Below are 12002 nucleotides of genomic sequence, written 5' to 3'. Positions count from 1 at the left end.
CCCTACCGACCGAGACCCTAGCCCGCCGGAGTAAGGACTACAAGTGGAACTGGCCTATTACTCGGATTACGCCGTGCGTCTGGTCAACACCGAGGAGCCGGCCCGCAACAAGGACGCCCTGACCTCCGTCGAGGTGATCCGGGAGCTCTTCGGCCCTGCGACCCAGATGGCCCGGCGGGCGACCGACTCCGACGTGACGCGCTTCCGCTCCGTACGCGCCCGCCTGCGGGCGGTCTTCACCGCGGCGGACGAGGGCGACCACACCGGGGCCGTCGACCTGCTGAACTCCCTGCTCCTGGAGTTCCCGGTCAGCCCGCAGATCTCCGGCCACGACACCCTCGACGAGGAGGGCCGCCCACGGTGGCACATGCACCTCGCCGACCACCCCTCGAACGCGACCGCGGGATACGCGGCCATCGCGGCGATGGGGCTCGCCTTCCACCTGACCGAGTTCGGCGCGGACCGGCTGGGCCTGTGCCAGGCGCCGCCCTGCCGCAACGCCTACCTGGACACCTCCACCAACCGCTCCCGCCGCTACTGCTCGGACCGCTGCGCGACCCGGGCCAACGTGGCCGCCTACCGGGCCCGCAAGCGCCTGGAGGCCGAGCGGTCCGACCATACGGGCCTGACCGAGGAGAACAGCCAGGAGAGCACCACCCCGGCCGACCGCTGACGTCCCGGCGTCACCGGCCGGTACCGAGCCCGCACCCGCCCGAGGACCAGCTCGGGCGGTACGGCTCCGAAGACCCGGCTGTCGCCCTCGGCGTCCGGGTTGTCCCCCAGCACCCACCAGCCGCCGTCACGTCGCTCGACCAGCCGCTTCACGATGAGCAGATCCTGCTGGAGCGGATGCCGCAGCACGACGACGGCACCGGGCCGCAACCGCCCGCCGTACCGCACGAGCAACTGATCGCCGTGCAGCAGCGTGGGCACCATGGACACCCCCGTGACCTCGGCGATCCCGAACGGCGCCCCCGCCGCCTCCACGCGCTCCGCCCCTGATTCCCTCATCCACACTCCCGACCACCGCACCGACTCGTCCCGGCGCCCACTCGTCCACTCGTCCACGAGTCCCATCCCAACCCTGGACTTTTGACCTAAGCCCCAGGGGGCGCCCGCGAAATCGCCCTTCTCACCGAGTAATGTCCCACCTGAGAAGACGATCACGAGGAAGGACGGCTCAATGCTCTCCCGCCTGTTTGCCCCCAAGGTGAAGGTCAGCGCCCACTGCGACCTCCCCTGCGGCGTGTACGACCCCGCCCAGGCCCGCATCGAGGCCGAGTCGGTCAAGGCTGTCCAGGAGAAGTACCTGGCGAACGAGGACGCGCACTTCCGTGCCCGCGCCACGGTCATCAAGGAGCAGCGCGCGGAGCTCGCGAAGCACCACGTCTCCGTGCTCTGGAGCGACTACTTCAAGGCCCCGCACTTCGAGAAGTACCCCGAGCTCAACCAGCTCGTCAACGACACCCTGAAGGCCCTCTCGGCCGCCAAGGCGTCGACCGACCCGAAGACGGGCGAGAAGGCGCTGGAGCTCATCGCCGAGATCGACCGCATCTTCTGGGAGACCAAGAAGGCCTGACCTTCGACTCTCCCGCCCCCTGCCCCATCCCAGGTCAGAGGGCAAAAGGAACGGCCCGCCCGGTCACCCCGGTGCGGGCCGTTCCTGTTCTCGGGAGCCAGGCGGACCGACCAGGCCGGTCCGGTTCCTCGGTGTCCCGTCAGCCCCGCAGGAGCTCCGTCACCAGGCGGAGGGCCTCCGGGAGCTCGGTTCGGGTCTCGTCCAGGCTCGGGAAGTGGCCTCCCTCGGCCGGGACCGTGGCCGTGGCGCCCAGTTCGGTCACGAACGTCATGATGTGCTCGCCCGTCGCCTCCCCGGTGACCGGGTCGTTCGCCGCGTGCAGGATGCGGAAGGACGTGGCCGCGGCCCGGATGCGGGCCCAGTCGAACTCCGGCTCGAAGAAGGGCGCGAGGGCGTCGTAACCGACCTCGCCGGCCATGGAGGCGACGAGGACGACTCCGGCGTACGGGCCTTCGGCCTCGGTGTCGTGCTGCTGGAGGAGCCGCAGCACGTTGACCCCGCCGAGGCTGTGGCCCACGAGGACGGTCCCTGCGGCCGGCGCCTCCGACGTCTCGGCGGTCAGCGCCTTGAGCCAGGCGTCCGCCTGGGGCGCGTCCGCATCCGGCAGCTGCGGGACACGCACCTCGTGACCGGCCGCGCCCAGCTCGCTCCGCAGGTACGGGTACCAGTGGTCGGTGCTGCTCATCCCCAGGCCGTGCGAAACGACGATCGTGCTCATGACTTTCCCCCATGCGTCAGATGCTTGCTTGCGTTCTTATCGAAACGCGACGTCGCGTTTCGATAAGAACGTATCACACTGCTACGGTGCTCGGGTGTCCGCAGAGAATCCCCCCACCCCCCGTGCCACCACCCCCCGCACCGGAGGCCGCGTACGCAGCCAGGACGCGCACGACGCCGTCCTGGCCGCCGCCGCCTCACTCCTGGAGGAGGTCGGCTACCAGGGCGTGACCATCGAGGGCGTGGCCAAGCGCGCCGACGTCGCGAAGAGCACCATCTACCGCTGGTGGAAGTCCAAGCCCACGCTCGTCATGGACGCCTACAGGCAGACCATCGAACTCCGCATGCCCGCACCGGACACCGGCAGCGTCACCGACGATCTGACCCTGTTCGTCACCGAGCTCTACCGGGTGTCCGAACATCCCCTGCGGGTCAAGGCGCTACGCGGCCTCATGGCCGAGGCACAGCTCGATCCCTCCTTCGAGGAACCCTTCCGGCAGTGGGTGGAGAGCCGTCGCGCCGTCGTCGGACACCTGCTGGCCCAGGGTGTCGACCGCGGCGAGCTGCCCCCCGGCGCCGACCTGGAGCTCGCGACCGACCAGGTCCTCGGCACGTTCTGGTACCGCCTGCTCGTCGGCCACGCCGCACTGGACCCCGCCGACGGGCCGGCCCACGCGGCGCGCGTCATCGACGGCCTGCGCGGAGACAGCGGAGACAGCGGAGATGGAGGAGGAGGGACGCTTGCCTGAGGCCCGGCCCTACGCCGGTTGCGACGGAAGGCTGTAGCGGCGCTTCTCCTTCGAGGTGGCGCCGAGGCGGTCGTAGAAGCGGATCGCGCCCTCGTTCCAGACGGGTGTCTGCCACTGGATCTCCGTCAGGCCCAGGACCCGTGCCTCCTCGCGGACCGCGGCGATCAGGAGCGGTCCGAGGCCGTGCCCCCGGGCCGTGGCGGTGAGGTAGAGGCAGTCCATGTGGAGGTACTCGGCGCCGTCCCACGTGGAGAGTTCGGGGGCGCAGGTGGCGTACCCCGCGAGACTCCCGTCCGGGAGCTCGGCGACGAGACAGCGCAGGCGCGGCCGCGTGCGGTCCGGGGCCGGTACGGGACCCGGGCCCTCCACGCCGAACAGCAGGCCCGCCAGACGGGCCGCCAGGTCCGGGGCCGGAGGTGCGGCCTTCTCGTACGCGGCGTGCTCGGCGACGAGTTCGGCGACCCGCCCCAGGTCCTCGGCACGGGCGTGCCGCACCAGGGCCGTACCGCTCCCACCCTCACGATCGCTCATACGGTCATCATGCACGGCCCCACCGACAGCCCGGCGGCCGCTCCCTGGCCGCGCAGCCACTCGCGGTACGGCGCGGCGCGCAAGGCCGCCTCGCGATAGGCGGCGGCCAGGTCCGCGTACAGCGTGTCCAGGGCCGTCCCGGGGCGCCCGTACAGCAGGAGCCTGACCGCCAGCGGATCGCCGCGCAGGGGTCTGATCGCCATGTCCTCGCGCGGGCCCGAGGTCGGCTGGCAGGGTGCGACGGCCTCACCGAGGACGATCAGGGACGCGGCCGTGTGGTAGTCGCCGTGCAGCAGCGGCGGGTCGATGCCGGCGGCATCCAGGACCCGCCGGAGGCCGTCCCATTCGCCGTCCACCGTCGGGTCGACCATCCAGTGGTCGTCGGCGAGATCGGCGAGGTCCACGACGGGCCGGGCGGCGGCCGGATGGTCGCGGGCCATGGAGATGAACTGCGGCTCGCGGGCGACCAGGACCCGCCGCTGCAGCCCCTCGGGGACCCGTAACGGGCAGCCCTCGACCTCGTGGACGAAGGCCACGTCGAGCTGGCCGGAGGCGACCGTGCGCAGCAACGCGTTGGCGGAGACGTCCACCCGGAGGCCGACGTCCGTGCCGGGCAGCCGCTCGCGGAGCCGGCGCAGCCAGCCGGGGAGCGCCCTGCTGGCGGTGGAGCCGACGCGGAGTCCGGGGCCCTCGGTGCGGGCGACCGCGGCCCGGGTCTCGATGACCAGCGCGGCCATGTCCGCGACGAGGGGGCGGGCCCGGCTGAGTACGGAGCGGCCGAGCGGGGTGGGCAGGCAGCCGGTGCGGCCGCGGGAGAAGAGCTCGGCACCCAGGGAGTTCTCGATGCGACGCAGTTGGGTGGTCAACGAGGGCTGACTCATGCCCAGTTGCCGAGCCGCCTTGTGCAGACTGCCCGCGTCCGCGATGGCGCAGAGCGCGCGCAGATGCCTGACCTCCAGCTCCATGCCCCGAGGGTAGGGCGGCGGCCTGCGTCGCACCAGACAGCCGGAGGGCGCCAAATGCCTTGCTTTTCAAGGTAGTTGGATGCTCCCTCCGGGGTGATGTGAGTGGGCTATCGGCGGTTGACATCATCCCCACGCGCCCCGGCTCCCCCGAGACTCACTCCGACCCCCTACAGGAGGAGCCCCCCATGCGTCACCCCAAGGTCCTCGACTCCGTACTGACCGCCGCCCTCGGCATCGGCCTCGCCGTCTCGCTCGGTGCGGCTCCGGCGGCGGCCGTGGACGCCGACACCACCGGCGCCGCCCGCACCCAGGGCATCGCCACCGCCGCGTACGCCGGTTCGGCCGAGGAGGCCAAGGCCAACCAGGCCTTCTTCGAGGCCGTCGTGAAGTCGGTGGCGAAGAAGCGCGCCGCCACCCCGGGCGCGGTCGCCGTCACCGTCGTCTACAGCGCCGCCAACGCGCCGACCTTCCGCACCCAGATCGCGCGCTCCACCCAGATATGGAACAGCTCGGTGGTGAACGTCCGGCTCGTCGAGGGCAGCAACCCCGACTTCCGTTACTACGAGGGGAACGACTCCCGCGGTTCGTACGCGAGCACCGACGGTCACGGCGGCGGCTACATCTTCCTCGACTACCGGCAGAACCAGCAGTACAACTCCACCCGCGTGACCGCCCACGAGACCGGGCACGTCCTCGGTCTGCCGGACCACTACAGCGGCCCGTGCAGCGAGCTGATGTCGGGCGGCGGCCCCGGCACGTCCTGCCAGAACGCCCAGCCGAACGCCCAGGAGCGCTCCCGCGTCGACCAGTTGTGGCGGTACGGGCTCGCCTCCGCGTTCAAGACCCCCTGACCCCACAGGGTCCACCCGTACCCCGGTACGAAGAGGACGGCGGCGCCCCGCTCGGGGCGCCGCCGTCCGGCGTTCGGTTCGGGGTCCGGGGTCCGGGCCCCGGGGGGGGTCAGGCCGCCTGGAGGAGACGGCGGCCGAAGTCCGCGCCGGGCGGAAGCTGGCGCCGGACCCGGTCGAGCGCCCCGTCGAAGTCACCCCCGGCGACGCACGATTCGAAGGCGGCGCCTCCGTAGTGGAGCGTCAGACTGAGGTCCGAGCGCTCACCGAGCGTCAGCAGACAGCTCAGGGTGGCCTGCTGGGAGACTCCGTCCGTGACGACGGGGAGCGGCAGGTCCCACTCCAGTACGCAGCCGCCGAGGGCCTGCCCGCCCTCTTCGGCCGCGCTGAGCGCGGCGAAGGTCGCGCCCGTGTACTCGACCCCCCTGATCCGGGTGGCGACGTGCCGCCCGTCGGCCGTGATGACGATCGCTTCCGCGCCGCTGCGGTCCCGGTACCAGCCGGTCCAGACTTCTGTCGACTCCGATGACATGCGCGGACTGTAGCGGTATGACTGGCTCCGGCGCGCGGCCGGTCACCCGATGGTCGGACTTCTCCCGATCTCGCCGTTCTTGCCGGTCGCCTGCGTGCCGGTTGCTTCCGCATCCGGGCCCGGACCGTCTTCGGCGCGCGCCTCCGCGCCCTCGTACAGCGAGCAGTCCGGATTGCGGCACGGCTGCACTTCCCACTCCGGCACCCAGGCCCCGAGGACCTTGTGCCGGGCGGCCATCTTGTCGCGCGGTCGACCACAGGCCGGGCACTTCCTCACGGCCAAGGGGTCACGCGTCGTGCGAGGCACCTCGTCACCCATGGTTCCAGGGTAGGACGCCTCGCACGGACCCGCTCCCCGCCGTTACCGCTGCCTGGTGTACTTGCGGACGAGCACGCCGTTGTCGAAGGTCTGCACGCCGTCCAGGACGAAGTCGCGGGGCTCGAAGCCGGCGCCGAACATCGGCATGCCGGAGCCGTAGACCTGCGGGTACGTCTTGATGACCAGCTCGTCGATCTCCTCGATGAGCTCGCCGGCAATGGTGGATCCGCCGCAGAGCCAGATGTCCAGGGGGCTGTCCTCGGCCTTGAGCTCGCGGACGCGGCCGACCAGGTCGTCGGCGATCAGCTCGACGTTGGGGTCGGGCGACACGGTCAGCGACCGGGTGGCGACGAACTCGCGCAGGTGGCTGTACGGGCTGGTGACGTTGATGTCCAGGGCGAGCCGGTACGACTTCAGCCCCTGGATGACGGTGTCGAACCGCTTGTTGTCGCCGTCGATCCCGACCGCTGCCCGAGCCTGCGTCGGGATGGTCTCCGGGTACTCGGCGTTCATGTACTGCAGGTACGGCGCGTCCACGTACTTGTACATGGACGTGGCATCGCCCTCGGGGTCACCGATGAAGCCGTCGATGGTGCAGGCGATGTAATAGGTGAGCTTGCGCAAACCGGTCCTCTTCGTCTTCGGGAAGCGGGCTGCAGTCGCAACCACGACGGTTATAGTGCTTCACTTGTAGTGGTTATGCAAGCCCTCTTCACGAAGGAGTCGGAAGTGGCCAGAAATCCTGAACGCCGTACGGCCCTGCTCGACGCCGCGATCGAGGTGCTGGCGGACGAAGGAGCCCGCGGGCTGACCTTCCGGGCAGTCGACGCCCGGGCGGGGGTCCCCACGGGCACCTCGACCAACTACTTCAGCGACCGGGACCGACTGCTCTCCGAGGTCGCCGACCGGATCTTCGTCCGGCTCACCCCCGAACCCGGCGCCATCGACGCCGCCCTGCTCCCGGAACCCAGCCGCGCCCTCGTCGTCGAGCTGATGCGCTGGCTCGCCCGGCGCTTGAACGCCGAGCGCACCTGCTACCTGGGGCTCTTCGAACTGCGCCTGGAGGCCGCGCGCCGCCCCGAGCTCCAGAACCGTTTCACCGAGGTGCTCCGCGCCGACCTCGCCATGAACATCCGGCTCCACGTCGACTCGGGGATGCCCGGCGACGGAGACACCGTCCGGGTGCTCTACTTCGCCCTCACCGGCCTGCTGCTCGACCACTTCACCGTCCCGGGCCTCCACGGCGAACGGGACCTGGACGAGCTGGTCGAGATCGTGGTCAACCGGATCGTCCCCGAGGCGTGACCACCCCGCGGGGTCCGGGCGCGGGCGTCAGCGCGTACGCCGCGTGACGAACTCCGCCAGGGCGAGCAGGTCCCCCGCCGCCGTCAGGTCCGGCACCGCCTGTGCGAGGTACTCGACGGCGCGGCCCATCCGCTCGGCCGCCTGGGCCTGCGCCCAGTCCCGGCCGCCGGCCCGCTCGACCGCGTCCGCCGCGGCCCGTACCGCCGCCGCGTCGAGCGTCGGACGGGCGTAGAGCTCGGCCAGCTCCTCCCCCGCCGGGGTCCCCGAGGCGAGCGCCGCCACCACGGGAAGCGACTTCTTGTGGGCGGCGAGGTCGGCACCCGCGGGCTTGCCCGTACGGTCCGGGTCGCCCCAGATCCCGATGAGGTCGTCGATCAGCTGGAACGCCAGCCCGGCCTCCCGGCCGAAGGCGTCCATCGCCGCGACCTCCTCGTCACCCGCGCCCGCGTAGAGCGCGCCGAGGGCGCAGGAGCAGCCGAGCAGGGCTCCCGTCTTGGCGGTGGCCATGGCCAGGCACTCGTCGAGCGAGACGTCGCGCGGGGCGCGCTGCTCGAAGGCGCAGTCCGCGGCCTGGCCGGCGCAGAGCTCGATGATGCAGGCGGCGAGCCGCGCCGAGGCGGCCCCGGACGCGGGGTGCGGGTCCTCGGCGAGCAGCCGCAGGGCGAGCGCGCTCATCGCGTCACCGGCGATGAGCGCCTCCGGGATGCCGAAGACGGTCCAGGCGGTGGGCCGGTGCCGCCGGGTCGAGTCCTCGTCGACGATGTCGTCGTGGAGCAGGGTGAAGTTGTGCGCGAGCTCGACCGCCGCGGCGGCCTTCACGGCCGGGGCGGACTCGGCTCCGAGGGCGCGGGCCGCCGCGAGCACGAGGGCCGGCCGGATCGCCTTGCCCGCCTGTCCCGCGGCCGGGGTTCCGTCGGCGTGTTCCCAGCCGAAGTGGTACATCGCCACCCGTCGTATGGAGCCCGGCAGGGACTCGACGGTCGAGCGCAGTTGGGGATTGACAGCGGTCCGTGTCTGGTCCAGGAGCATCACGGCCCCCTGCCCGTCGGCGACGGCATCCGCGCTGGTCATGGTCACGGTCACTTCCTTCATGTCCTTCGCGGCGATCCTTCGCGGCGATGCGTCGCGGCGCGAGCGTCGGGAAGCGCCCGGGGGCGGGCGGTTCGGTCCCCGCCCCCGGGCGTCACCGGCTCAGCGCCAGCGGCTGACCTCGACGTTCTCCAGGACGCCGAGCGCGTCCGGGACGAGGATGGCCGCCGAGTAGTAGGCCGTGACCAGGTAGGAGATGATCGCCTGCTCGTCGATGCCCATGAAGCGGACCGAGAGGCTCGGCTCGATCTCGTCGGGGAGGCCGGTCTGGTGCAGACCGATCACGCCCTGGTCGGCCTCGCCGGTACGCATGCAGATGATCGAGGTGGTCCGGGCGTCCGAGACCGGGATCTTGTTGCACGGGAAGATCGGCACACCGCGCCAGGTCGGGATGCGGTTGCCGTTGACATCGATCGACTCGGGCACGAGTCCCCGCTTGTTGCACTCGCGGCCGAAGGCGGCGATGGCGCGCGGGTGGGCGAGGAAGAGCTTCGAGCCCCGGCGGCGGGAGAGCAGCTCGTCCATGTCGTCCGGGCTGGGGGCTCCGTCGTGGGGCTGGATCCGCTGGCCGTAGTCGCAGTTGGAGAGGAGGCCGAACTCCTTGTTGTTGATGAGCTCGTGTTCCTGGCGCTCGCGGAGCGCCTCGACCGTGAGCCGCAACTGCTGCTCGGTCTGGTTCATCGGCTGGTTGTAGAGGTCGGCGACGCGGCTGTGCACCTTCAGCACGGTCTGGGCGACGCTGAGCTCGTACTCGCGGGGCGAGGCGTCGTAGTCGACGTAGGTGTGCGGGACGATCGCCTCGCCGACGTGGCCGGCGGAGAGGTCGATCGCGGCCTCGCCGTAGGTGTTGGTGCGCTGATCGGGCAGTGCGGCCACACCCGCGAGGTGGGCGGCGAGCGAGCCGGCCCGGTCCGCGAGGTTCCGTACGTCGTCCCGCGTGAGCTCCAGGACGGTACAGGCGGTGGCGGCGCGGGCGGTCCACTCCCAGACGGCGTCGTCGCGGATCAGCGCGGACTCGCCGAGGTAGGCGCCGTCGGCGAGGACACCGAGGACGGCCTCGTCCCCGTACGGCCCCTCGCCGATCTGCTCGATCCTGCCGTGCGCGAGGAGGTACACGCGGTCGGCGGCGGCGCCGGTGGTCGCGATGATCTCGCCCGCCGCGTACTCCCGCTGCGTGCAGCGGGACGCGAGCTCGGTCAGGGCGTCCTCGTCCTCGTACCCACGGAGGGCGGGGAGCTCGCCGAGCTCCGCGGGGATGACCGCGACACGCTGCCCCGTCTGGACGAAGGTGACCCGCCCGTCACCCACGGAGTAGCTGAGCCTGCGGTTCACCCGGTACGTACCGCCCTGCACCTGCACCCACGGCATCATGCGCAGCAGCCACCGTGAGGTGATCTCCTGCATCTGCGGGGCGGACTTGGTGGTCGTGGCGAGGTTCCGCGCGGCGGCGGTACCGAGACTCTGCTGCGGTGCCTGGTCCACACGGACCTCGTCGCCAACCGAACCAACGGACATGGAACTCCCTCTCGTATGACTGAGTTGCGAGACGAAGCCTTTCAGCACGGAGCGTGTCGGCGCCATTACACAATCGGGTGGGACTGTTCGACGATCTTCGGGGCATGTCACGTGATTTCCCCCCGAACAGCGGAGCACCACGGACCCCACACGGCGGTGTCCGGATCGGCTCGCACACGGTCCGAACGGATGGCGGCGGAGTTGCGGACTCCGGTACTCCGGAACCTCACTCCGTCCTCTGAAGGGAGTCGGTCATGGCCTCACCCATGTCCGCGAGCAGGTTCCTCGACGCGCTGCGCGACGAGGGCCTCGCGGTCGTCCAGGTCGGCGACTGGTCCACCCACAACCGCAACCACAAGGGCCCGTGGGGCCCGGTGCACGGCGTGATGATCCACCACACCGTGACCCGGGGCACCGCGAGCACCGTCCGGATCTGCAGGGACGGCTACGAGGCCCTGCCGGGGCCGCTCTGCCACGGTGTCATCGCCAAGGACGGGACGGTCCACCTCGTCGGCTACGGCCGCGCCAACCACGCGGGCCTCGGCGACGACGAGGTGCTCCGGGCGGTCGTCGCCGAGCAGCGCCTGCCGACGGACGACGAGGCCAGGACGGACGGCAACCGGCACTTCTACGGCTTCGAGTGCGAGAACCTCGGGGACGGCGAGGACCCGTGGCCGAAGGTCCAGCTGGACGCCATCGCGAGGGCGGCGGCCGCGGTGTGCCGGGTGCACGGCTGGACCCAGCGCTCGGTCATCGGGCACCTGGAATGGCAGCCGGGGAAGGTGGACCCGCGCGGCTTCACGATGGCCTCGATGCGGGAACGCGTGGCCGACCGGCTGCGCTGAGCGGCGACGCGGGACGGCGGCGCCGAGTGCGGCCGGGACAATGGCCGGGTGAACGCGTTCGACCTCGCCCTCTCCCGTCTGCGGCCCCGGCTCCCCTCGCCCCTGGAGCCGGTGGAGGACGAGCGCTTCGCCCGGCGCGGTCTCACGCTGCTCCTCAAGCGCGACGACCTCATCCATCCCGACCTGCCGGGCAACAAGTGGCGGAAGCTCGGGCTCAACCTGCGGGCGGCGGACGGCCGGCCCGTGCTCACCTTCGGCGGCGCCTACTCGAACCACCTGCGCGCGACGGCCGCCGCCGGCCGGCTCCTCGGCTTCCCGACGATCGGAATCGTCCGCGGTGACGAGCTGGCCGGACGCCCGCTCAACCCCTCGCTCGCGCGGTGCGCGGCGGACGGGATGCGGCTGGAGTTCGTGGACCGGGCCACGTACCGCGCGAAGAGCGACCCCGGCACGCTGGCCGTGCTCCTGGCCCGGGCCCCCGAGGGCACGTACGTGGTCCCGGAGGGCGGCAGCAACGCGCTCGCCGTGCACGGCTGCGTGGAGCTCGGCCGCGAGCTCGCCGGGGCGGCGGACGTGGTGGCCGTCGCCTGCGGCACGGGCGGCACCCTCGCGGGCCTCGCGGCCGGCCTCGCCCCGGGACAGCGGGCGCTGGGCGTCCCGGTCCTCAAGGGCGGCTTCCTGGGCGGGGAGGTCCGCGCGCTCCAGGAGGCGGCGTTCGGCGGGCCGCGCGGCGACTGGGCCCTCGACGAGCGCTTCCACTGCGGCGGTTACGCCCGTACGGGCCCGGCTCTGGAGACGTTCGCACAGGACTTCGAGGCGCGGCATGGACTCGCCATCGAGCGGCTGTATGTCGCCAAAATGCTCTACGGACTCGTCACCCTCGCGGAGGAGGGCGCGTTCCCGGCGGGCACCCGGCTCGCGGCGGTGGTGACGGGCGCCCCGGAGCCGCCGGAATAGGTCCTGTCCGACGGATCGACGCCGCGACCCCGACCGTGATCCGGCCTGATCG

16 protein-coding genes are annotated in these 12002 nt (G+C 71.7%); 7 read left to right on the top strand and 9 right to left on the bottom strand.

Features of this window, described 5'->3' with window-relative positions; translation table 11 throughout:
- The first annotated feature begins 43 nt into the window (after positions 1–43).
- The gene (locus OG580_RS24355) at positions 44–673 is read left to right on the top strand and encodes a CGNR zinc finger domain-containing protein (protein WP_056643975.1); all 630 of its coding nucleotides are present in this window, start codon (positions 44–46) and stop codon (positions 671–673) included.
- On the opposite strand, the gene sodX is transcribed toward OG580_RS24355, so the two are convergent.
- Positions 577–1077, bottom strand: coding sequence for a nickel-type superoxide dismutase maturation protease (gene sodX, locus OG580_RS24350; protein WP_267045792.1), 501 nt, complete (start codon positions 1075–1077; stop codon positions 577–579). The genes OG580_RS24355 and sodX overlap by 97 nt on opposite strands.
- A gap of 106 nt (positions 1078–1183) precedes the next feature.
- Here sodX and sodN point away from each other — a divergent pair, with 106 nt between their 5' ends.
- Complete coding sequence (gene sodN / locus OG580_RS24345; protein WP_015036129.1) at positions 1184–1579, top strand: superoxide dismutase, Ni; 396 nt, start codon at positions 1184–1186, stop codon at positions 1577–1579.
- A gap of 139 nt (positions 1580–1718) precedes the next feature.
- On the opposite strand, the gene OG580_RS24340 is transcribed toward sodN, so the two are convergent.
- On the bottom strand, positions 1719–2297 hold the full coding sequence (locus OG580_RS24340) for an alpha/beta hydrolase (RefSeq protein WP_267045791.1): 579 nt from the start codon (positions 2295–2297) through the stop codon (positions 1719–1721).
- A gap of 94 nt (positions 2298–2391) precedes the next feature.
- Here OG580_RS24340 and OG580_RS24335 point away from each other — a divergent pair, with 94 nt between their 5' ends.
- Positions 2392–3045 carry a TetR/AcrR family transcriptional regulator gene (locus OG580_RS24335; RefSeq protein WP_267045790.1) on the top strand — a complete coding sequence of 218 codons (654 nt, stop codon included), beginning with the start codon at positions 2392–2394 and terminating at the stop codon, positions 3043–3045.
- A gap of 9 nt (positions 3046–3054) precedes the next feature.
- Here the strand turns inward: OG580_RS24335 and OG580_RS24330 are convergent, their stop codons facing one another.
- Together OG580_RS24330 and OG580_RS24325 are read right to left on the bottom strand one after the other, a co-directional pair.
- Positions 3055–3576: a GNAT family N-acetyltransferase gene (locus OG580_RS24330; RefSeq protein WP_267045789.1), complete on the bottom strand. Its 522-nt coding sequence runs from the start codon at positions 3574–3576 to the stop codon at positions 3055–3057.
- Positions 3573–4541, bottom strand: coding sequence for a LysR family transcriptional regulator (locus OG580_RS24325; RefSeq protein ID WP_267045788.1), 969 nt, complete (start codon positions 4539–4541; stop codon positions 3573–3575). Before OG580_RS24325 ends, OG580_RS24330 begins: the two co-directional genes overlap by 4 nt.
- Before the next feature lie 185 nt (positions 4542–4726).
- Between OG580_RS24325 and snpA the strand changes: the two genes are divergently transcribed.
- Positions 4727–5392, top strand: a complete 666-nt coding sequence (gene snpA / locus OG580_RS24320) for a snapalysin (RefSeq protein WP_267045787.1) — start codon at positions 4727–4729, stop codon at positions 5390–5392.
- Between the two features lie 109 nt (positions 5393–5501).
- Here snpA and OG580_RS24315 read toward each other — a convergent pair whose 3' ends face one another.
- From OG580_RS24315 to OG580_RS24305, 3 genes are read right to left on the bottom strand one after another with little or no spacing between them, the layout of a single operon-like run.
- The gene (locus tag OG580_RS24315) at positions 5502–5921 is read right to left on the bottom strand and encodes a DUF6304 family protein (RefSeq protein ID WP_267045786.1); all 420 of its coding nucleotides are present in this window, start codon (positions 5919–5921) and stop codon (positions 5502–5504) included.
- Positions 5922–5963: 42 nt separating this feature from the next.
- Positions 5964–6239, bottom strand: a complete 276-nt coding sequence (locus tag OG580_RS24310) for a hypothetical protein (RefSeq protein WP_267045785.1) — start codon at positions 6237–6239, stop codon at positions 5964–5966.
- A 42-nt stretch (positions 6240–6281) separates the two neighbouring features.
- Positions 6282–6863: a dihydrofolate reductase family protein gene (locus OG580_RS24305; protein ID WP_267048108.1), complete on the bottom strand. Its 582-nt coding sequence runs from the start codon at positions 6861–6863 to the stop codon at positions 6282–6284.
- 105 nt (positions 6864–6968) lie between these two features.
- Between OG580_RS24305 and OG580_RS24300 the strand changes: the two genes are divergently transcribed.
- A complete protein-coding gene (locus tag OG580_RS24300) occupies positions 6969–7544 on the top strand; it encodes a TetR/AcrR family transcriptional regulator (RefSeq protein ID WP_267045784.1) in 576 nt (191 codons plus the stop codon).
- Between the two features lie 27 nt (positions 7545–7571).
- Here OG580_RS24300 and OG580_RS24295 read toward each other — a convergent pair whose 3' ends face one another.
- Together OG580_RS24295 and OG580_RS24290 are read right to left on the bottom strand one after the other, a co-directional pair.
- Positions 7572–8615 (bottom strand): family 2 encapsulin nanocompartment cargo protein polyprenyl transferase, encoded by a 1044-nt coding sequence (locus tag OG580_RS24295; protein WP_267048107.1) that lies wholly within the window; start codon positions 8613–8615, stop codon positions 7572–7574.
- 120 nt (positions 8616–8735) lie between these two features.
- Positions 8736–10148, bottom strand: a complete 1413-nt coding sequence (locus OG580_RS24290) for a family 2B encapsulin nanocompartment shell protein (protein WP_267045783.1) — start codon at positions 10146–10148, stop codon at positions 8736–8738.
- 254 nt (positions 10149–10402) lie between these two features.
- Here OG580_RS24290 and OG580_RS24285 point away from each other — a divergent pair, with 254 nt between their 5' ends.
- Both OG580_RS24285 and OG580_RS24280 read left to right on the top strand, forming a co-directional pair.
- Positions 10403–10993 (top strand): N-acetylmuramoyl-L-alanine amidase, encoded by a 591-nt coding sequence (locus tag OG580_RS24285; RefSeq protein ID WP_267045782.1) that lies wholly within the window; start codon positions 10403–10405, stop codon positions 10991–10993.
- Positions 10994–11041: 48 nt separating this feature from the next.
- Positions 11042–11950 carry a 1-aminocyclopropane-1-carboxylate deaminase/D-cysteine desulfhydrase gene (locus tag OG580_RS24280; RefSeq protein WP_267045781.1) on the top strand — a complete coding sequence of 303 codons (909 nt, stop codon included), beginning with the start codon at positions 11042–11044 and terminating at the stop codon, positions 11948–11950.
- Positions 11951–12002: the final 52 nt, after the last annotated feature.

Origin of the sequence: Streptomyces sp. NBC_00094 (genome assembly GCF_026343125.1) — a bacterium.
Taxonomy (GTDB): Bacteria; Actinomycetota; Actinomycetes; order Streptomycetales; family Streptomycetaceae; genus Streptomyces.
This window is presented reverse-complemented; position numbering and strand designations above follow the sequence as displayed.